Consider the following 19642-nt stretch of genomic DNA (forward strand, 5'->3'; position numbering starts at 1 on the left):
CCCGCTTCCGGCGGTCCCCGCCAGGGCGGCGTTCGGAGCGTTCCGGACGCCGCCCTGGCGTATTCCGGCGAATAATGCATGCATTCCGTGCCGTTTCCGTGGATTTTTGCTGTTTTTCGGGCCATTTTCCGTCGAATTATGTTGCTGGAACCGCGGCGTCAAGATGGAATTTTGCTATTCTAGAGGCCATCAGACGTATGTTTTTTGCTACGAAAGCGGCACGAAATGCTACAACGCAAAGCCTATCGGCAGTTGCAGGACTGGAAGACCAACAAGACGAACGAAAGCCTGCTGGTCTGTGGCGCGCGGCAGGTGGGCAAGACCACGCTGATCCGCCGGTTCGCCGCCGACAACTACGACTCGTTCGCCGAGATCAACTTTCTCGACAACCAAGCCGCGATCGAAACGGTCTCGCAGGCGCGCGACGCGGCCGACCTGCTGTTCCGCCTGACGGTCGTCGCACGTCGGCGGCTCGTCCCGGGACGATCGCTGATCTTCCTCGACGAGGTGCAGGCCTGCGGGGATCTGATCACCTGGGTGAAGTTCCTCAAGGAACAATCGTCCTATGACTTCGTGCTCTCCGGTTCCCTGCTGGGGCTCGACGCCTTCAACGTCCGTTCGGTCCCCGTCGGGTTCCTGCAGACGCTGACCATGTATCCGCTGGACTTCGACGAGTTCTGCCTTGCCAACGGCATCCCGGCCACGGCGCTGGACAGCGTGCGGACCTCGTTCGCGGACCGCGCTCCCGTCCCCGACTTCCTGCATGCGCAGCTCGTGGACCTGTACTACCGTTACCTCCTCGTCGGCGGCATGCCCGCCGCCGTCCAGTCCTACGTCACGCACAACGACATGCAGCAGGTGCGCGCGACCCATCGCAACCTCATCGACACCTACGAGGCCGACATCTCGCAATATGTCGCCGACAAGGTCGAGGCGCGCCAGATCAAGACGGTGTACGAGGCCATCCCCGGACAGCTGAACTCGGAGAACAAGCGGTTCAAATACACACGATTGAGCAAGACCGCCCGGTTCGCCAACATGGAGACCGCGTTCGACTGGCTTGCCAGCGCGGGAGTCGCGCTGCCCGTCTCCAGGGTCACCGACATCGCCTACCCTCTTGGGCTCAGCGAGAACCGCAACCAGTTCAAGCTGTTCATGAACGACGTCGGGCTGCTCACCTCCCGGCTCATGGGCAACGCCGACCTCGACATCCTCAACCGCAGGGACACGATCAATTTCGGCTCGATCTACGAAAACGTAGCCGCGCAGGAGCTGCTGAGCCGCGGTTTCGGACTTCATTATTACAATGCCGCCAAGGTGGGCGAGGTGGATTTCGTGGTGCAGACGCACCGGGGCGAGGTGCTGCTGTGCGAGATCAAGTCGGGCAAGGACTACAGGCGGCACAGCGCGCTCAACAACCTGATGGCCGCGTCGGAGGCGGACAACGTGAAGGCCTACGTGTTCTGCAATGGCAATGTCCAGGTCGAGGGCAACGTCACCTATCTGCCCATCTATATGCTTGGATGCCTGTCGCCGGACGGCTTACTATGAGGGCGGGAGGCACGCATGATGAACATCGCCGTCGTCGACGATGACGACCGGGACGCCGCCGTCACCATCGAGCTGATCGACCGGTATTACGCCGGCGACGAGACCCGGTATGCCGTCACCCGGTACGGCGATGGCGGCACGTTTCTGGAGGGTTACCGCGCCGACTTCGATCTGGTGGTCCTCGATGTGGAAATGCCCGGCCTCGACGGCCTGGAGACCGCCCGTCGGCTGCGTGAGATCGACGGGAACGTCGTGCTGGTGTTCACCACGAAGATGGCGCAGTACGCGGCCGCCGGCTACGACGTGGACGCCATCGGCTACCTGCTCAAGCCGCTGGAGTACTTCAACCTGGCGCTGAAGATGCGCAAGGCCGAGGAGCTCGTGCGATCGCGCCGCGGCGTGACCATCCCGCTGTCCGTCGACGGCGGGATGCGGTTTCTGTCCTCGCACGACGTCCGTTACGTCGAGGTGTTCAGACACGACCTCGTCTACCACACGGGCGACGGCCCGTGGAGGGTTCGCGGCAGCCTCAAGGAGGCCGCCCGACTGCTCGAACCTGCCGATTTCGTCGCCTGCAGCCGTTTCTGCCTGGTGAATCTGGAATGGGTTCGGGCCGTGACCGACAACGACGTACGCGTCGACACGTTCACCCTGCCCGTCAGCCGTTCGAAGAAGAAGGCGCTGATGCAGGCGTTGGCGCGCTATTACGGGAGATGACCGCCATGCCGAGTTTCATTCTGTTTCCGCTCACCTTCGTCTGCGGGACGCTGGTGTTCTGCCTGCACGTCGAGTGGCGACGCTCGTGGCGCATTCTGGCGATCCCTGCATTCGTCATCGTCTGCGGACTGATCTACGACCCGCTCACCATATGGGCCGACAGCGTCGAGAACGTCTCCAGCCTGCTGGTGCGGGCGTTGTACTACATCTGCTGTTCGGTGATGTTCGTCGCGATCCTGCGCTGCTGCACCAGACTGACATGGTTGGAGTCGCTGGTGACCGTGGTGGCCGGATACGCGGTCCAGCATCTTGCCGTCGATGTGTACGCGCTGATCGACGACACCGGCTGGGCGCAACGCAACCCGGACGGGCCGCTTGAGCGGTTCATGACGAAATTCCTCGGGGTGTTCATCATCGTGTATGCGCTGACCTACGCGTGCATCGGACGACGGCGCGTGGTCGACGACGGCAAGATCAGAAACCGACTCGTCTGGGTTCTCGTGTGCGCCGGCATTCTGCTGTTCGTCATCACGTTCAGCATGCTGGTCGTCGAGGACCGTTCCCTGGAAACGCGTCTCGTCGGACACATCTACGATGCGATCTGCGTGGCGCTGATGTTGGCCGTGCTGATGCTGGTCGCCGCCAACGACCGGCTGTACGGCGATCTGGCGGCGTTGCGGCAGACCGAGCAGCTGGCCCGCCAGCACTATGAGATCGCCCGCGAGAACATCGATCTGATCAACATCCGCTGCCATGACATCCGCAAATCCATCTCCCGGATGGCGGACAACCGCGCCGACACGACGACCGGGGACCTGCTGCGCCAGGTCGAGGGCAACATCCGCATCTACGACTCGATCTTCCACACGGGCAACGAATACCTGGACGTGCTGCTGACGGAGAAAGGGCTGTACTGCTCCGGCAACGCCATCACCTTCACATGCGTCGCGGACGGCCGCAGGCTTGGATTCATGGACGACACCGACGTGTTCGAGCTGTTCTCCAACATTCTCGACAACGCCATCGAAAGCGCCGCTCGGATGCAGGAACCCGGCAAACGCGTCGTGAACCTCGGCGTCGAGGCCAACGGCGGGCTGCTGGTCATCCGATCGGAGAACTACTACCCGGACACGGACGTCCCGAAATTCAGCGACGGCATGCCGGTCACCACGAAGACCGACCACCGCCAGCACGGGTTCGGCACGCGATCCATCGCATGGCAGGCCAGGAAATACAACGGCGAAGCCTCGTTCCAGGCCTCGGACGGCGTGTACACGGTAACGGTGGTGGTGCCGATTCCCTAACGCCGCGCAGTGACCTCTCGTGCCGCCACGGCGACCGCTCGTGCCAACGACGACGTGTGTGACCGCCGGGTCCCCGTATGGTCGGGGTGCAGGTTCGGCAAGGCGGCTGCTTGGAATGACGTTGTTCCCTGCGGGCGTCGACGCCGAAACACCAACGAGAGTTAGGAGATAGGCATGCTGGATATCAACATGTCCGACGTCCTCACCGTGCTCGGCTCGATCGCCCCGTATCTGGCGGCCATCGGTGTGGTGCTGGTGCTGGCGCTGATTGTGACATTCGCGGTGAACCGCAGGACCATCAAAGATGCCGCGGCCCGCAAACTCATTCATTCCGAATCGTGGCTCGTCTTTCTCGTCGCCGCCGTCGTGGCCGTGGCGATGATGCTGTTCGGCCCGCTCGCCACACTGCTGAACAACGCGACGGCGGACCGCCACATGCTCACCGACGACACCGTGGCCGCAGCCAACGAACTCGCCGAGGAGGTGCAGTCCGAGGCCGTCACGATGCTGAAAAACAACGACGGCAACCTGCCGCTCAAGGACACCAAGGTCAACGTGTTCGGCTGGGGTTCGACCAACCCGGTCTACGGCGGCACAGGCTCCGGCTCTATGTCCGCGCAGTATCCGACCGTGTCGCTGCTCGACGGCATGGCGCAGGCCGGTCTGGAAACCAACGAGGAGCTGTCCAAGCTGTACACCGACTACCGCGAGGACCGCCCCGAAGTCGGCATGTTCGCCGTCGACTGGACGCTGCCGGAGGTTCCGGCCGCCGACTACCCGCAGTCGCTGATCGACGACGCCAAGGCGTTCTCCGATGAGGCCGTCATCGTGATCACCCGCGTCGGCGGCGAAGGCGCCGACCTGCCGACCAACATGAAGGCCGAAGGCATCACCTACAACGACAACTCCACCGAATACGCCGACTTCGAAGCCGGGGAGCATTTCCTGCAGCTGTCGCAGACCGAGCAGGACATGGTCGACCTGGTGACCTCGAACTTCGACAACGTCACGCTGATCTACAACGGCGCGAACGCCTTCCAGTTCGATTTCCTGAACGACTACCCGCAGATCAAGTCGGTGCTGTGGTGCCCGCCGGCCGGCCAGACCGGATTCGCCGCGCTGGGCGACATCCTCGCCGGCACCACGAACCCGTCCGGCAAGACCTCGGACACCTTCGTGTACGACCTGACCTCGACCCCGACCTTCAACAACTTCGGCGACTTCGCCTATGACAACGTGGACGAGTTCACCATCACCAGCACGTTCGGCGGCGTCAGCTCCGATGTTTCACCGCATTTCGTGAACTACGTGGAGGGCATCTACGTGGGCTACAAGTTCTACGAGACCGCGGACGACGAGGGGCTGATCGACTATGACGCGACCGTGCAGTACCCGTTCGGCTACGGCCTGTCCTACACGACCTTCGACCAGGAGATGGGCGACGTGACCTACGCGGACGGCACCGTGAGCTTCGACGTGACCGTGACGAACACGGGCGACGTGGCGGGCAAGGACGTCGTCGAGGTCTATTACAACCCGCCGTATACCAACGGCGGCATCGAGAAGGCGTCCGCGAACTTGGTCGCGTTCGACAAGACGGACCTGCTGGAGCCGGGCGAGTCGCAGACCGTGACCATCGAGTTCGAGGACGACGACATGGCGTCCTACGACTACGAGGACGCGCAGGCGTGGGTGCTGGAGGCCGGCGACTACCAGGTCTCGATCAACGCCGACTCGCATACCGAAATCGCCTCGGCCACCGTGACCGTGCCCGAGACCATCACCTACGACACCGAGGACAACACGCACAACGGCGACCGGATCGTGGCCACGAACGTGTTCGACGACGCCAACGGCGGCCTGACCTACCTGTCTCGCGCCGACGGCTTCGCGAACTACGAGGAGGCCACCGCGGCCCCCGCCTCGATGTCGATGAGCGACGAGGCCAAGACCGAGTTCATCAACAACGGCAACTACGACCCCACCGCGCACAACGACGACTCGGACGAGATGCCGACCACCGGCGCCGACAACGGCGTCCGCCTGGCCGACCTGACCGGCAAGGACTACGACGACCCGCTGTGGGACGACCTGCTCGACGAGCTGACCGTCGAGGACATGGACAACCTGATCGCCAACGGCGGTTTCGGCAACGCGGCCGTCGATTCGATCGGCAAGGTCCAGCTCACCGACGCCGACGGTCCGGCCGCACTGAACAACAACTTCACCGGCGTCGGCTCGATCGGCTTCCCGAGCTCGACCGCGTTCGCCTGCACGTGGAACGTCGACCTCGCCCGCGCGTTCGGCGACATGATCGGCCAGATGGCGCATGACATGTACATCACCGGCTGGTATGCCCCGGCGGTGAACATCCATCGCTCGGCGTTCGCCGGCCGCAACTTCGAGTACTTCTCCGAGGACGCCACGCTCTCCGCGAGAATGGTCGCCGAAGAGGTCGCCGGCGCCCAGGACAGCGGCGTGTACGCCTTCGTCAAGCACTTCGCCCTGAACGACCAGGAGACGAACCGCAACAACATGCTGTGCACCTGGTCGAACGAGCAGGCGATCCGCGAGATCTACCTCAGGCCCTTCGAGTCCGCCGTCAAGGACGGCGGAGCCACCGCGATGATGAGCGGCTTCGATTACATCGGGCCGGTCTACGCCGGCGCCGACCCGAGCCTGCTCACCAACGTGCTCCGCGGCGAATGGGGCTTCGACGGCATGGTCGTCACCGACTACTTCGGCTGCTTTGAAACCTTCCAAAACGCCGATCAGATCATCCGAGCCGGAGGCAACATCATGCTGGCCACGCTGGACGTGACCAACCATGTCTCCGACACGGCCTCCGCCACCTCGGTGACGGCAATGAGGGAAGCCGTGCACGGCATCCTGTACTCCACCGCCAACAGCTGGCTGTACGCGGACGGCGAGCCGGACAGCAGCGCGCCGATCTGGCAGACCATCACCTATGTGGTGATCGGCCTGGCCGCAGTCGTGTTCGTCGTGCTCGAGACACTGGCCATCAAGCGCTACCTCGACCGCAGGAAGGCCGCCAAAGTGACCGTCAGCGGCAAGTAGCCGGCCCGGGGCGCACTGCCCAGCGCCCGCAGCCAAACCTGCACGCCCGCCAGGTACCCTTCTCCACCCGGCGAGCGTGCAACCCTCCTCATGGGGTGCGCGGAGCATCGTTCCGCGCACCCCATACCTTTATGAGTCCCGCGGGTCACGCCATACCCTCATGTCCCTCGGGTCATGCGGCGCGCGGCTCAGCACACGAATCCGGCGAGCGCCTTCATGAACGCATGGCGCCGCCGGCGCGACACCAGCACGTGGTCGCCGCCCTGCACCAGGCAGTCGTCCCGGTCCAGCGACCGCACGTAGCGCATGTTGACCAGGTACGCCGGCGAGCATAGGAAGAATCCCATCCCCTCCAGACGCTCGCGTAGGTCCTTCAACGCGCCGACAAACTCGTAGCGCGCGCCCAGCGCGTGCACGACGATCTTGTGCTTGCGGCTCTCCAGGTACGTCACCTCGTTCAGCGGCACGCGCGCGACGTTCGCCCCCACCGGCATCGTCAGCATCGCCGAGGAGTCGCGGCGACGCTTCTGCTGGATGCACAGATCCAGCTCACGCTCCAGCGCGAAGTACGAGACCGGCTTGACCAAGTAGCCCAGCGCCCCCACCTCGTACCCGTGGATCGCCAGCTGACCCATGTTCGTGGCGAATACGATGGTCACCTCGCCGTCCAGCGCGCGCACGGCCCGGGCGGTGTCGAACCCGTCGTCGCCGCCCAGCGCCACGTCCATCACGATGAGGTCGAACTGGGTGCGGAACCCGTCGAGCAGCGACCGCCCGTCGGCGTACTCGCTGATGTCGAACGCCATCTCATGGTTCAGGGCATACCGGTCGAAGCACGCCCTCAACATACGGCGGCTCTCCGCATCGTCATCGACCAACGCCACCGACATCACATCCGACATATCGCCACCGATCCTTTCCGGCGGCGGTACGGTCGTTGTCAATCGGTCGCCGCGGTGAAGCACATCGTAAGCGGGAAACCCGGTCCGCCGATAATGCACCACTCCGAGCACTTATGCACGCAACGCATACATGGTCGATCGGGGCGCACAATCGTCGGTGAGCAGCGCGCAGGTGCCACGGCAGACGTCACAGCAGGCCCACGGACGACGTCACAGCTATCCCCACGACCGGCATCACGGCAGACGTCACAGCAGACCGCGGCCGGCGCTACAGCGGCGCAGCATGATGGTGTCGCCAATCTTGCCGGCGTCACGGCAGACGTCGCGGTCAACCGCGGACGATGGACCTCTTCCGGCGTCGTTTCCGTAGCACTATCGGCCACAGCGGTGCTACCGAAACGACGCTGGGAATCCCCCAGCGTCAAGTAAAACGCACCCGCGCCTTTGTTTATCAGCCAAAACCGACGCTACACAGGAGCCGTAGCATGACACCTCAACCCCACTCCGCCCGGGTGGCCTTGCTTGCGTGCAAACGTTATGTGTCGCATCTTCATCCGGCCAACACCTTCCACCTGTCCATACCTCCACTCGGCCGCATCCCCACCTGACGTCGTTTCGGTAGCACCACCGGCCACAGCGGTGCTACCGAAACGACGCTGAGGAATCCCCAACGTCGGGTAAAACGCACCCGTGAGGCTGTTTATCAACCAAAACCGATGATACAAGCAGACCGCGGCACGACACCGCCCCACCTCCGCCCAGGCGGTCATGCTCTTACGCAGGTATCTGCCGGTGCCTCCGACCAGGTGGCCTTGTTTCACGCAGGTGTATATCACACCTCCGCTCAAAGTACGACCATGCCCGCGTTACGCACGGTCGAATCCCAGCTGCCGCCGGTCGCGACCACCGATGCATGGGCGCAACGGCCGCGATCGTCGCTCACGCCCAACGACCGGACGGGACCTCGTTCCACAACAGCATGCCGCCGGCAAGCGGAACACCCGCATCCACAAGCTTCGCCGTCAACGGCAGCCGCGCAGCGACCTCCTTGAAATCTGTGCGGATGATCTGCGTGACGCCGGCACGCCGCAGTACCGCCTCGCGCTCACGCTCCTCCGACACCACCGAACGGACGCTCTTGCCTTGGGTCATCGTCGGATCGACGTACTTGCCCTGCCCGTCGAACTCAAGGACGACGATACGACCGTCCGAGGTATGCCATACGAAGTCGGCGCGGTGCCGGATGCGCGCGTCACCGGGATCGACGAACTCATGCTGCAGCTGCGGCGCCTTGAACCCCTCCTCGATGATCGTCGCACGGCACAGCGACTCCCCTCCGTTCTCGCTTAGCGGACTGGCGTAGTGCAGCAGACGCAGCACGTGGCCGCAGTCGGCCTGCGTGCGGTCGCAGATCGCCACGACCTCATCGACAGTCACCAGCCGCCGACGTAGCGCGCTGTCGAACATCGGCAGCACGTCGACGAACCGATGCCGCAATCCGCAATCCACCAACGTCCGCGCCACGGATGCGACGCGAACGCCGTTGCGAACCGTCACCTTCCGCATGTCCTCCGTGGGGACGAACGAACGACGCAGCCTGGCATGCGTATGCATCGCCGAACCGCCGTCGCCGACGATGTAGACGACGCCGTCGTCGTGCAGGCTCCACGGATGCTCCAGCTCCCACACCGCCGCGGCGCTCGACCCGCCGAACGTCCACTGCGGATACCGCACCGCAAGCGCGCGAATGACATGCAGCACCCGCTCCGTGCCGTTCAGCCCACCCCAGTACCCGGCACGTGCGTACAAGGCACGGTACGGCGTCACCAGTTCGCCGGCACGGACCCGGCGGCGCATCGCCGCGCATTCGGCCTCGGTGGTGCCCTGAAAGCAACGGCGGCTGCGTTCCGCGGCGTCCGCCAGGCGTTCCACCGCTCTGTGTCGTTTCATACGTCATGACCGTATCGCCACACCCGCCGCCGCGCATCATCGGCCGGCCAATGTGGTCGAAGGCTTCCGCTGCACGACGGTTGTCCACATTCTTTGTGGACCGTTTGCCGTCGACTGGATCGAATGTGGACAATCCCGGCAGGTCGGTTGCGACGGCTTGGCGTCGGTTCGGTAGCACTGCCGGCTTTGGCCGTCCACGCGTCGTTTCCGTAGCACTATCGGCCACAGCAGTGCTACCGAAACGACGCTGAGGAATCTTCAGTGTCAGGTAAAACGCACCCGTAACGCTGTTTATCAACCAAAACCGACGCTGAGAGCCCAGTCCCCATGCGCGCACGTATGCAGAGACCTCGACCAGAGCGTCATGCTGACCCGCACCAGCCCCACGTACGCACGTATAAGCATCACACCCATGCGTGCAGCAGCCCGTCACGCACGCCATCCACCACCATCCGCCACATATGTGACCCGCTACCCACCGCACACATCATTCGCCATCACTGCCGTCACCAGTCATCCGCTCCGCACGTGCACGCCGCGGCGGGGGCAGGAACAGGAGCAGGACGTGATGGATACCGTCAGGGCATCCGCTCCGCACGCACACACGGCAGCGCACCTCGAACACGCTCGTCAGCCGCCCGTCGACCCCAAATCCACACGCCCACGTCACGGCGCAGCCCACCTGCCGACGTCCGCCCCACACGTCCGCGCCGAACAACGACAAGGCGGCACCCGCCGAAGCGGGTGCCGCCTTGAAATATCCTTCCTCCCGCCGGGACCGGCGGGCGGGCCTACGGCACCCGGGGACCGGCCCCCGGGCGCCTCACCTCATCAAGGTGATGCAGGCCCGCAGGGAAGGCTCACTTGCCGGCCTTGGCGGCCTTCTTGCGATCGAGGAAGCGCTTGATCGCGATGACCTCGAGCACGAGGAACACGATCGCCGCGACAGCCCAGACCACGTAGGTGATGGTCTGCCAGATCGGGGTGGCCACCTCGGGCTCGCCGTCCTCATACAGCCAGCTGTTCGCGGCCGTGTAGAGGATGTTGTGGCAGGCCGTGCGCATCGCCTGCAGCGAAGTCGCCGACTCGTCGGTGATGTGGTTGGTGATGTCGGTGGTCGCCAGCATCACGTCGGTGCCGCCGCGGATCGCGCGATCCGCCTGCATGTAGCCGTAGCCGCCGAAGTAGTCGGTCAGGACCATGCCGCGGAAGCCCCACTCGTCACGCAGGATCGTGTTGAGCAGGCCGGAGTGCGAGCCGGCCCATTCGATGCCGATGTAGTTGAAGGAGCTCATGACGGCGCCCGCGCCGCCCTCCTTCACCGAGGCCTCGAACGGCTTGAGGTAGATCTCGCGGATCGACTGCTCGGTCGCCCAGGTGCACAGCATGCTCAGACGGTTGGTCTCCTGGTCGTTGAGCGCGAAGTGCTTCATGAACGCGTACACGCCCTTCGACTGCGCGCCGGAGACCTGCTGCGAGGCCATGGCCGCGGAGAGCACGCCGTCCTCCGAGAAGTACTCGAAGTTACGGCCGGCGAACGCCGAGCGGTGGATGTTCATGGCCGGGGCGTACCAGCCGGCGACGTGCATGTCGTGGGCCATGTCGCCGATGCCCTCGCCGAAGCGGAGCGCCAGGTCCTTGTTCCAGGTGCAGGCCACCGAGGTGGACGACGGGAAGCCGATCGAGCCGACGCCGGTGAAGTTGTTGTTCAGCGAGGCCGGGCCGTCGACGTCGGTCAGCGAAATCTTGCCGATCGAATCGACCGCTCGGGTGCCGTAGCCGCCGTTGGCGATCAGGTCGTCCATCTCGTCGAAGGTCAGCTGGTCAAGCAGGTCGTCCCACTGCGGGTCGTCGTAGTCCTTGCCGGTCAGGTCGGCCAGGCGGACGCCGTTGTTGGCGCCGGTGGTCGGCATCTCGTCCGAGTCGTCGTTCGTCTCGGCCGGATCGTAGTTCGACTGGTTGCGGAACTGGGCCTTGTACTCGTCGGACAGCGTGAAGTTCGTCGGAGCAGCGGTGGCCTCCTCGTAGTTGGCGAAGCCGTCCGCACGGGACAGGAACGTCACGTCGCCCTCGGTGTCGAACACGTTGGTCGCGACGGTCTGGTCGCCGTTGTGGGTGTTGTCCTCCGTGTTGTAGACGATGTCCTCGTCCACGGTCACGGTCGCCTCGTCAATCACGGTGTGCGAATCCGAGTTGATCGAGACCTGGTAGTCGCCGGCCTCGAGCACCCACGCCTGGGCGTCGTTCTCGTCGTAGGACGCCATGTCGTCGTCATCGAAGGAGATCGACACGGTCTCGGACGCGCCCGGCTCCAGCAGGTCGGTCTTCTCGAAGGCGACCAGGTTGGCGGACGCCTTCTCGATGCCGCCGTTGGTGTAGGGCGGGTTGTAGTACACCTCGACGACGTCCTTGCCCGCCACGTCACCGGTGTTGGTCACCGTCACGTCGAACGACACCGTGCCGTCCGCGTAGGTCACGTCGCCCATCTCCTGCTCGAAGGTGGTGTAGCTCAGGCCGTAGCCGAACGGGTACTGCACGGCCTCGTCATAGTTGATCAGGCCCTCGTCATCGGCGGTCTCGTAGAACTTGTAGCCGACGTAGATGCCCTCGACGTAGTTCACGAACGCCGGGGAGGTCTCGCCCTCCTCGAAGTTCTCGGTCGGGAACTCGGTCATGTTCTCGTACTTGAAGTCGCCGCGGTTGTTGAACGACGGGGTCGAGGTCAGGTCGTACACGAAGGTGTCCGAGGTCTTGCCGGATGGGTTCGTGGTGCCGGCGAGGATGTCGCCCAGCGCCGAGAAGCCGGTCTGGCCGGCCGGCGGGCACCACAGCACGGACTTGATCTGCGGATAGTCGTTCACGAAGCCCAGCTCGAAAGCGTTCGCGCCGTTGTAGATCAGCGTGACGTTGTCGAAGTTCGAGGTCACCAGGTCGATCATGTCCTGCTCGGTCTGCGACAGCTGCAGGAAGTGGTCGCCGTCCTCGAAGTCCGCATACTCGGTGGAGTTGTCGTTGTAGGTGATGCCTTCGGCCTTCATGTTGGTCGGCAGGTCGGCGCCCTCGCCGCCGACGCGGCCGATGACGATGACGGCCTCATCGGAGAACGCCTTGGCGTCGTCGATCAGCGACTGCGGGTAGTCGGCGGCCGGAACCTCCGGCAGGGTCCAGTCCTGATCGGCCATCGCCACGACCGGCCGGTCGGCACGATAATCGGTGTACAGCTTGGACAGGTCCTCGTTGGTGGTCAGACCGGCCTCGGCCATGCCCTGCAGGATCGAGGTGGTCTCGTAGTTCGAGTTCATCGAGCCCGAACCGGTGCCGCCGTAGACCGGGTTGGTCGACGCCCAGCCGAACACGTTCACGTTCGTGTCGGCTAGCGGCAGGTTGCCGTCGTCGTTCTTCAGCATCGTGACGGCCTCGGACTGGATCTCCTTGGCCAGATCGTTCGCGTCGGAGATCGTCTGCTCCGAAAGCTCGTACTTGGTCGCGGTGGCGTTGTTGAGCAGCGTGGCCAGCGGGCCGAACAGCATCATCGACACGGCCACGACCGCGGCCACCAGGAACACCAGCCACGACTCGGAATGGATGAGCTTGCGCGTCGCCTGATCCTTGACCGTGCTCTTGTTCACGGCCACGGTCACGATGATCGCCAGCACCAGTACGACGCCGATGGCGATCAGCTGAGGCAGCACAGACATCACGACGTTCATCACGTCGCTCCAATTAATGCCCAGCATGAGCTATTTCCTCCTCCTTGTGTTCTCTTATTGGGAACAGCGGCACAACCGCGCCGACCGGAACGCATCCGGTCGCCGACGGCCCGCGAAACAGGACTGCCCTGCCCTTCTCGTGCGCCAGATGATGACTATTCGCTCCCCGTTGAGGATTGCAATGTCAGCACCTCGTTATGCCGATAATCCATCATCGCCAATTTTATCGGCCTTTCGTCGGCATGGCTCACAGCCTGTCGTTTCAAGCGCATAATTTGCACCGCGACATGCGGGGACCACCCCCGTCGCCGCCGCGCCCGCGCCCCGTTCCCCGGCACGACGCATCCCCTCCTGGACGCATGACGAACGGACCGCCGGGCGCCCGCGATCCGCGGCCGGCGACCGGCGCCCGCACTCCGTGCCCGGGGGCCGCGCCACAGGTCCGGGCGCCATGTCCCGCCCCGGGGGCGGAGGGCATGCCGTCCGGCTAGGATGGTGGGCATGAGCGAACTGAACTTGGAGCCGGGTCAGCTGGTGGGGGGCTATACGCTGATCTCACGGCTCGGCGCGGGTGCGATGGGCTCCGTCTGGCGCGTGCGCGACGACGGCGGCCAGGTCTATGCGATGAAGGTCCTGCGCGACTCGCTGTCCGAGGACGACATCGACCCGGCGAACCCGGACGACCCGGCGGTGCGCGAACGGCTGACGGCCCGCGAGCGCCTGCGCCGCGAGGCGATGGCGCTGCGCAAGGTGCGGCACCCGGGCGTCTGCCAGATCGTGGACATGGAATTGGACGACTCGCTGGCGTTCATCGTCACCGAGCTGATCGAGGGCAAGAACCTGCGCGACGACGTGGCCGCGAACGGCCGCTATGTGGCCGACGACCTGGAGCGCCTGGCGCGCAAGCTGATCGAGGCGGTGCGCGCCGTGCATGCGGCCGGCATCGTCCACCGCGACATCAAGCCGACGAACGTGATGGTGTCGGCCTCCGGCCCGGTGCTGGTGGACTTCGGCATCGCGATGGGCGAGGGCGAGAGCCACGTGACGCGCACCGGCCTGGTGATGGGCACGCCCGGCTTCATCGCCCCGGAGATCATCGACGGTGCGGAGTCGGACGAGCAGACCGACTGGTGGTCGCTGGCCTCGGTGCTCGCGTTCGCGGCGACCGGGGCGCCGGTGTTCGGTTCGAAGCCGATGATGGCGGTGCTGGAGCGCGCCGCCGCGGGCAACGCCAACCTCAACGGGCTGCCGGCCGGCACGATGGCGGCGTTCCGCGCCGCGCTCGACCCCGACCGTTCCAAGCGCTGCACGCCCGAGCAGCTGCTGCAGGCCATCGAGCTGGACGCGATGAACCCGTTCGCCTGGGAGGCGGCCCCGGGCGAGACCGGCGAGACGGAGGTGGTGCGCCCTTTTGACGGCGCCACCCCGGCCTCCGGGGGCCGGCCGGCCCTGGCACGGCTGGCGGGCACGGCCTACGCCACGACCGACGGCGACGATCCGCGCAACGTTCCGTCCCGCGACCGCTCCCTGCCGTGGGACGACGAGGAGCCCGGCATCGACAACCCGCGCACGCTGTGGCGGCCCGCGGCGACCGGCGAGGGCGCCATGCCGGCGACGATCGGCGCAATCGGCGCCGGCGGCACCGCCATCCTGCCTACGGGCGCGGCATCCGACGGCGGCACCGCCATATTGCCCGCGACAGCGATGAACGACGGCGGCACCACGGTATTGCCGGCATCCCCCGCCGCGACGGGCGGCAACGTCACCGGCGGCGGTGCCGGCACCGCCATCCTGCCTACGGCAGCGACGACGACCGACGACCGAACCGCCGTGATGGCAGCCGACGCCGATTCCGGCGAGCCGGCCACCCGCGTCATCGCCAGCACGCCGATCCACGCCGAGTCGCCCCTCGCCGAACCGGGCCGCCTCGACGCCGGCGGCGCGACCACCGTCATGCCGGCGACGGCCGTGCCGCAGGCCACATCCGTGCTGCCGGCCGGTGGCATGCCGCAGTCCACCACCGTGCCGCCGTCAGGCGCCGAGGACGCACGCACGACCGCGATGCCCGCATCGCCGGCCACAACACCCGCACAGCCGGCACCCGCCTACACTCCCATGCAAGCGCCCATGCAAACGACCGCCGCGCCGGCCCAGACGCCCGGCGCCCTCGGCACGGCGGCCTCCATGCAGGCACCCGCGCAACCCGGGCAACAGCCGCAGCCGCCGCAGCCCGCCATCGACCCGACCTGGCTCAAACACCGCGCCTACTATGACAAGGGCATGCCGCCCTGCCTGCTGCTCACGGCGCCGATCGCGCTGCTCGCCGCCTCCGCGCCGCTGATCGCCATGCTGCTCATGGCGGCACTGCTCTGGCTGATGCTCACCGCCGGACTCAGCACCGAGGCGCAGCTGCGGCGCGAGTCCCGGCACGGCGGCGAACGGCGCGGCGGCGACGTGCTGTGGCGGCTGGCGTCGCTGCCCTGGCATGCGCTCAAAGGTCTGGCGCTGACGCTGCCCCGCATGGCGGCGGCGCTGGTCGTGTTCCTGTGCGGCACCGCGCTGGCCATTCCGGTGGCGCAGCTGCCGACCGGCACGTTCGTGCTGCCGCTGGGGGCCGGCGGCTTCTCGCTGACGCTGCCCTCGGACGCGCCTGCCTCGGCGACCGGCGCGACGCTGGCGCTGTTCACGGCATGCGGCTGGCTGTTCGCGGCGATGGCCATATCCCCCGACACCGTGCGCATCGGCGCGGGCGCGCTCAGCGGGCTGGCGGACCTGGCGCTGCGGCGCGCCCCGCGAACGCCCGCTCCCGGCTACGCCCCGGGGGCGGCGCAGCCGCCGTATGCCGACGGCGAAACGGCGCCCCGGCTCACCCCGCACGCCGCCGTGGCGGCCGCGCTCTGGGCGGCGACGACGGTGGCCGCCTGCGCGCTGCTGGCGGCCGGGACCTTCGTCGACTGGTCGCCGCTGTTCGCCCTGTGACGGCGGCGCGGGGCGTTCACGTGAATTTCATGTACGGGCGGCCCCCGTGCGCGGCCCGTCCACTAGTATGGGCGGAAGCATACGAAACGAAAGGACGCCGATGGCGCAGAACAACAACAAGGCCGTCAAGAAGCAGACCCGGGCCGACCGGAGGGCCGCCGAGGCCGCCGCGCTGCGCGAGCAGGAGGAACGGGCGGCGAAGGAGCGCAGGCAGCAGACGATCATCGGCGCCATCGTCGCGGTGATCGTGGTCGTGCTGGTGGCGGTCGCCGGCGTCGCGATCTGGCGTTCGGTGCATCCGTCCGAGGACGGCGGCACCTCGTCCAACATCACCATCGACGAGGCGTACACGCAGCTGCAGCAGGTGGCGACCAAGCCGTCGCGCGCGGACGAGCAGGGCGGGATCGTCATCTCGAACGGCGGATACGGCACCAAAGCCGAGGGCGCGCCGACCGTCGCGATCTACATGGACTTCCTGTGCCCGGGCTGCGGCAGCCTGCACCGCGAGCTCGACGATACGCTGGTCGAGATGATGCAGGCCGGCCAGATCAACATCGAGCTGCACTTCATGGCGTTCATGGACCGCTACTCGACCGACGACTATTCGAGCCGCGCCGCCAACGCCGCGCTGTACATCACCGAGCACGACGACGACCCCGCGCATCTGCTCGCGTTCCTGCAGCGCATGTACGCCGAGGACTTCCAGCCCGAGGAGGGCTCCGCCTACGAGTCGGTGAGCGACGACCAGATCCGCGAGCAGGCGATCGCCGCCGGGGTCTCCGAGGACGTGGCCGACGGCATGTTCGGCGGCGAGTACTACGACTGGCTGGACGCCGTCGACCGGTACACCCCGATGCGCAGCGAGCTGTTCAACCAGTCCGGCAGCCTCAAGGGCTCGATGAGCACGCCGACGGTGACGATCAACGGCCACTTCTGGGACCTCAACGACCTGACGCTCGCCGACATGACCATGTACGACGGCCTGCTGATGTCGCTCGGCCTCGATGACGCCGACGTCGGCGTCGCCGGGGTCATGCCCTCGATCGGCGCGGACGGCGAGCCGATCTCGGTGACCACCGGCTCCTGACGCCACGGCACGGCGATGCCCCGGGCACGGCGATGCCCCGGGCACGGCGACGCGACGGGCATCGCCGGCGGCGGTCCATGGCACAGGGCCGCCGCCGCGCCGGGTGCGGCGTCCAAGGCGCCGCCGACGCCCCGCCTCAGGCGCGCGACACGCGGAAATGCGACCGTTTTGCGATGCGCGGTGTTCCGCGCCCGCATTTGACGGTTCGAGGGATACTGCTAAGCTAATCACTTGTTCGCAAGGCTTTTCAAGCGTTGCGGAATCCGCCTCCTTAGCTCAGATGGCCAGAGCGGCCGCCTTGTAAGCGGCAGGTCGTCGGTTCGATCCCGACAGGAGGCTCGAGACAGGAAAAAAACGTTGTACCATAGTTTTGTGCGGATGTTTTCCTGCACAGTGGTCTTACCTTGAGTAAGTATCCAGAAGCCTTCCCCCCCAACTACGGGCTTCTGGTGGACGGGCGGAGCGTCCCCCCAACCAGCTCTGCCCGCACTAGGGGGCGGGAACATCCCCTTCTCTCCCGCCCCCTTTTTCTTTATTCCCGCAACGATGCGTCCGCGCCCGCCCCGGGGCCGCCGTTGCGCGGCCATGCCGGACGGAGGGCCCCGCGCCGCGGCCCCGGGCCGCCCGACCGGGCAGGCTCCGGCCAAGCCCGTGCGTTCGGCCGAGCCCGCGTCGACGGACCGCCGCCCGGCCACGCGCCGGCGGTTGTGACGAATTGGCCGACAATACCCCCTACGTCGGCGACTCCCAAGGCTGCGACGATACAATGCAAGCCTGGACTGTCTTTTGCAAGGAGTGGCGGTATGGCAAGGCGTTGGACGCCGCACCGGTTCGTGGTCATGCGCCGTGTGCGCGTGGCCGTCTGCGCGGTCGCGGTGACGTTGGCTTCGGTGCTGGGGTGCGGGTTCGTCACCCGCAAGTCCATCGCGCTCGACATCAACGGGCAGACCACGACGGTGACCACCTACGCCACGACCGTCGCCCGCCTGCTGGAGGAGCAGGGGGTCACGGTGCGCAGCCACGACCAGATCACCACGACCTCCGGCGAGCTGCGCAACCACGACGTCGTCACCGTGCGCAGCGCCTACCAGACCACCATCACCATCAACGGCGAGGAGGTGCCGTTCTGGACGGTGGCCACCAGCGCCGAACAGCTGATCGGCTTCTTCGAGGCCAACGCGGACGCCGCCACCAAGGTCACCGTCGACATCGGCAACGTGTACAACCAGCTCACCGGCGGGCTGGTCATCAACGAGGACGGGCCGGTCACGGTCATCGCCGACGGGCAGAGCTCGGCCGCGCCCGACGGCAGGCTCCCCGCCGCCTCGATCCTCGATTCCAAGGGCATCACGCTGAACAAGGAGGACCGCGTCAGCGTCGAGAAGGACGGCGGCGAGACGATCCTGCGCGTGCGGCGCGTCACCCACGGCGAGCAGACACGCACCGAGGCCGTGCCGTTCTCCACGCAGACCGTCATCGACCCGTCGCTGGAGCCCGGCGAGACCGTCATCCGGCAGAACGGCGAGAACGGCGAGATTCAGCGGGTGTACGACGTCACCTACGTGGACGGCGAGCCGGAGAGCGAGACGCTGCTCTCGGAGACCACCACGAAGATCGCCATCGACCGGATCGTCGCCGTCGGCCCCGAGGTGGTCGAGGATCCGCAGGACACCAGCGGCGGCCAGGCGGACGCCGGCACGAACACCACGCCCGACGACCCGGCCTCCGACGGCCAGGACGATGCGTCGTCCTCCGGTTCGTCCGGCGCCGACGGGTCGGATGCCGGCTCGGGCACGGGGTCGGGATCGGACGGGTCGAGCGGCTCGAACGGCGGCGGCTCGGGCGACGCCGGATCCGGCGATACCGGCGGTTCGAACGGCAGCGGTTCGACCGACTCCGGCGGGTCGGGTTCGTCCGGCTCCGGGGACCCGGGGTCGTCGGACTCGGGAAACTCCGGGAATTCAGGGAACTCCGGGAACTCGGGAAGCTCGACGGCCCGGCTGTGGCACCCGACCGTCGCCCAGGCGCAGGCGTACGCCGCCGGCGCCGCCGCGCAGTACGGCTGGACCGGCGCCGAATGGGACGCGCTGGTCTGGCTGTGGAACCACGAATCCGGGTGGCTCTGGTACGCCGACAACCCCTGGTCGGACGCCTACGGCATCCCGCAGGCGCTGCCCGGCTCGAAGATGGGCGTCGGCTGGCAGGACGACGGCGCCGTGCAGATCGACTGGGGCCTGAGCTACATCGCGCAGCGGTACGGCAGCCCCACGCGGGCGGTCGCGTGGTGGCAGCAACATAATTGGTACTGATATCTCGTCCGGCGGCACCGTCGGGCGGTCCCGTCCAGGCAGAGAGGGGAACGAG

10 protein-coding genes and 1 tRNA gene are annotated in these 19642 nt (G+C 66.4%); 8 read left to right on the top strand and 3 right to left on the bottom strand.

What is annotated here, in order from left to right; genetic code table 11:
* The first annotated feature begins 225 nt into the window (after positions 1 to 225).
* From KIH73_RS02095 to KIH73_RS02110, 4 genes are all read left to right on the top strand, one after another.
* Complete coding sequence (locus tag KIH73_RS02095) at positions 226 to 1551, top strand: ATP-binding protein (protein WP_219080063.1); 1326 nt, start codon at positions 226 to 228, stop codon at positions 1549 to 1551.
* Positions 1552 to 1566: 15 nt separating this feature from the next.
* Positions 1567 to 2268, top strand: a complete 702-nt coding sequence (locus KIH73_RS02100) for a LytR/AlgR family response regulator transcription factor (protein WP_219080065.1) — start codon at positions 1567 to 1569, stop codon at positions 2266 to 2268.
* Positions 2269 to 2273: 5 nt separating this feature from the next.
* Entirely contained in the window at positions 2274 to 3572 is a 1299-nt protein-coding gene (locus KIH73_RS02105) for a sensor histidine kinase (protein ID WP_219080067.1), read from the top strand.
* 174 nt (positions 3573 to 3746) lie between these two features.
* Positions 3747 to 6650: a glycoside hydrolase family 3 N-terminal domain-containing protein gene (locus KIH73_RS02110; protein WP_219080070.1), complete on the top strand. Its 2904-nt coding sequence runs from the start codon at positions 3747 to 3749 to the stop codon at positions 6648 to 6650.
* 188 nt (positions 6651 to 6838) lie between these two features.
* Here the strand turns inward: KIH73_RS02110 and KIH73_RS02115 are convergent, their stop codons facing one another.
* From KIH73_RS02115 to KIH73_RS02125, 3 genes are all read right to left on the bottom strand, one after another.
* The gene (locus KIH73_RS02115; RefSeq protein WP_219080072.1) at positions 6839 to 7552 is read right to left on the bottom strand and encodes a LytR/AlgR family response regulator transcription factor; all 714 of its coding nucleotides are present in this window, start codon (positions 7550 to 7552) and stop codon (positions 6839 to 6841) included.
* A 939-nt stretch (positions 7553 to 8491) separates the two neighbouring features.
* The gene (locus KIH73_RS02120) at positions 8492 to 9484 is read right to left on the bottom strand and encodes a CTP synthase (protein ID WP_338023928.1); all 993 of its coding nucleotides are present in this window, start codon (positions 9482 to 9484) and stop codon (positions 8492 to 8494) included.
* Between the two features lie 878 nt (positions 9485 to 10362).
* Complete coding sequence (locus tag KIH73_RS02125) at positions 10363 to 13239, bottom strand: glycoside hydrolase family 3 N-terminal domain-containing protein (protein WP_219080074.1); 2877 nt, start codon at positions 13237 to 13239, stop codon at positions 10363 to 10365.
* Between the two features lie 465 nt (positions 13240 to 13704).
* Between KIH73_RS02125 and KIH73_RS02130 the strand changes: the two genes are divergently transcribed.
* From KIH73_RS02130 to KIH73_RS02145, 4 genes are all read left to right on the top strand, one after another.
* Complete coding sequence (locus KIH73_RS02130) at positions 13705 to 16191, top strand: serine/threonine-protein kinase (protein ID WP_219080076.1); 2487 nt, start codon at positions 13705 to 13707, stop codon at positions 16189 to 16191.
* A 100-nt stretch (positions 16192 to 16291) separates the two neighbouring features.
* Positions 16292 to 17278, top strand: a complete 987-nt coding sequence (locus KIH73_RS02135; RefSeq protein ID WP_219080078.1) for a DsbA family protein — start codon at positions 16292 to 16294, stop codon at positions 17276 to 17278.
* Positions 17279 to 17543: 265 nt separating this feature from the next.
* Positions 17544 to 17617 (top strand) — tRNA-Thr (locus tag KIH73_RS02140).
* 464 nt (positions 17618 to 18081) lie between these two features.
* The gene (locus tag KIH73_RS02145) at positions 18082 to 19587 is read left to right on the top strand and encodes an aggregation-promoting factor C-terminal-like domain-containing protein (RefSeq protein ID WP_219080080.1); all 1506 of its coding nucleotides are present in this window, start codon (positions 18082 to 18084) and stop codon (positions 19585 to 19587) included.
* Positions 19588 to 19642 lie beyond the last annotated feature (55 nt).

Source organism: Bifidobacterium phasiani, from assembly GCF_019331775.1.
GTDB lineage: Bacteria > Actinomycetota > Actinomycetes > Actinomycetales > Bifidobacteriaceae > Bifidobacterium > Bifidobacterium phasiani.

What these genes read in the sequence shown, in the direction of transcription:
- KIH73_RS02095 (WP_219080063.1), top strand. Translation starts at nt 226, where the DNA reads ATGCTACAACGCAAAGCCTATCGGCAGTTGCAGGACTGGAAGACCAAC.
- KIH73_RS02100 (WP_219080065.1), top strand. Translation starts at nt 1,567, where the DNA reads ATGATGAACATCGCCGTCGTCGACGATGACGACCGGGACGCCGCCGTC.
- KIH73_RS02105 (WP_219080067.1), top strand. Translation starts at nt 2,274, where the DNA reads ATGCCGAGTTTCATTCTGTTTCCGCTCACCTTCGTCTGCGGGACGCTG.
- KIH73_RS02110 (WP_219080070.1), top strand. Translation starts at nt 3,747, where the DNA reads ATGCTGGATATCAACATGTCCGACGTCCTCACCGTGCTCGGCTCGATC.
- KIH73_RS02115 (WP_219080072.1), bottom strand. Translation starts at nt 7,552, where the DNA reads ATGTCGGATGTGATGTCGGTGGCGTTGGTCGATGACGATGCGGAGAGC.
- KIH73_RS02125 (WP_219080074.1), bottom strand. Translation starts at nt 13,239, where the DNA reads ATGCTGGGCATTAATTGGAGCGACGTGATGAACGTCGTGATGTCTGTG.
- KIH73_RS02130 (WP_219080076.1), top strand. Translation starts at nt 13,705, where the DNA reads ATGGTGGGCATGAGCGAACTGAACTTGGAGCCGGGTCAGCTGGTGGGG.
- KIH73_RS02135 (WP_219080078.1), top strand. Translation starts at nt 16,292, where the DNA reads ATGGCGCAGAACAACAACAAGGCCGTCAAGAAGCAGACCCGGGCCGAC.
- KIH73_RS02145 (WP_219080080.1), top strand. Translation starts at nt 18,082, where the DNA reads ATGGCAAGGCGTTGGACGCCGCACCGGTTCGTGGTCATGCGCCGTGTG.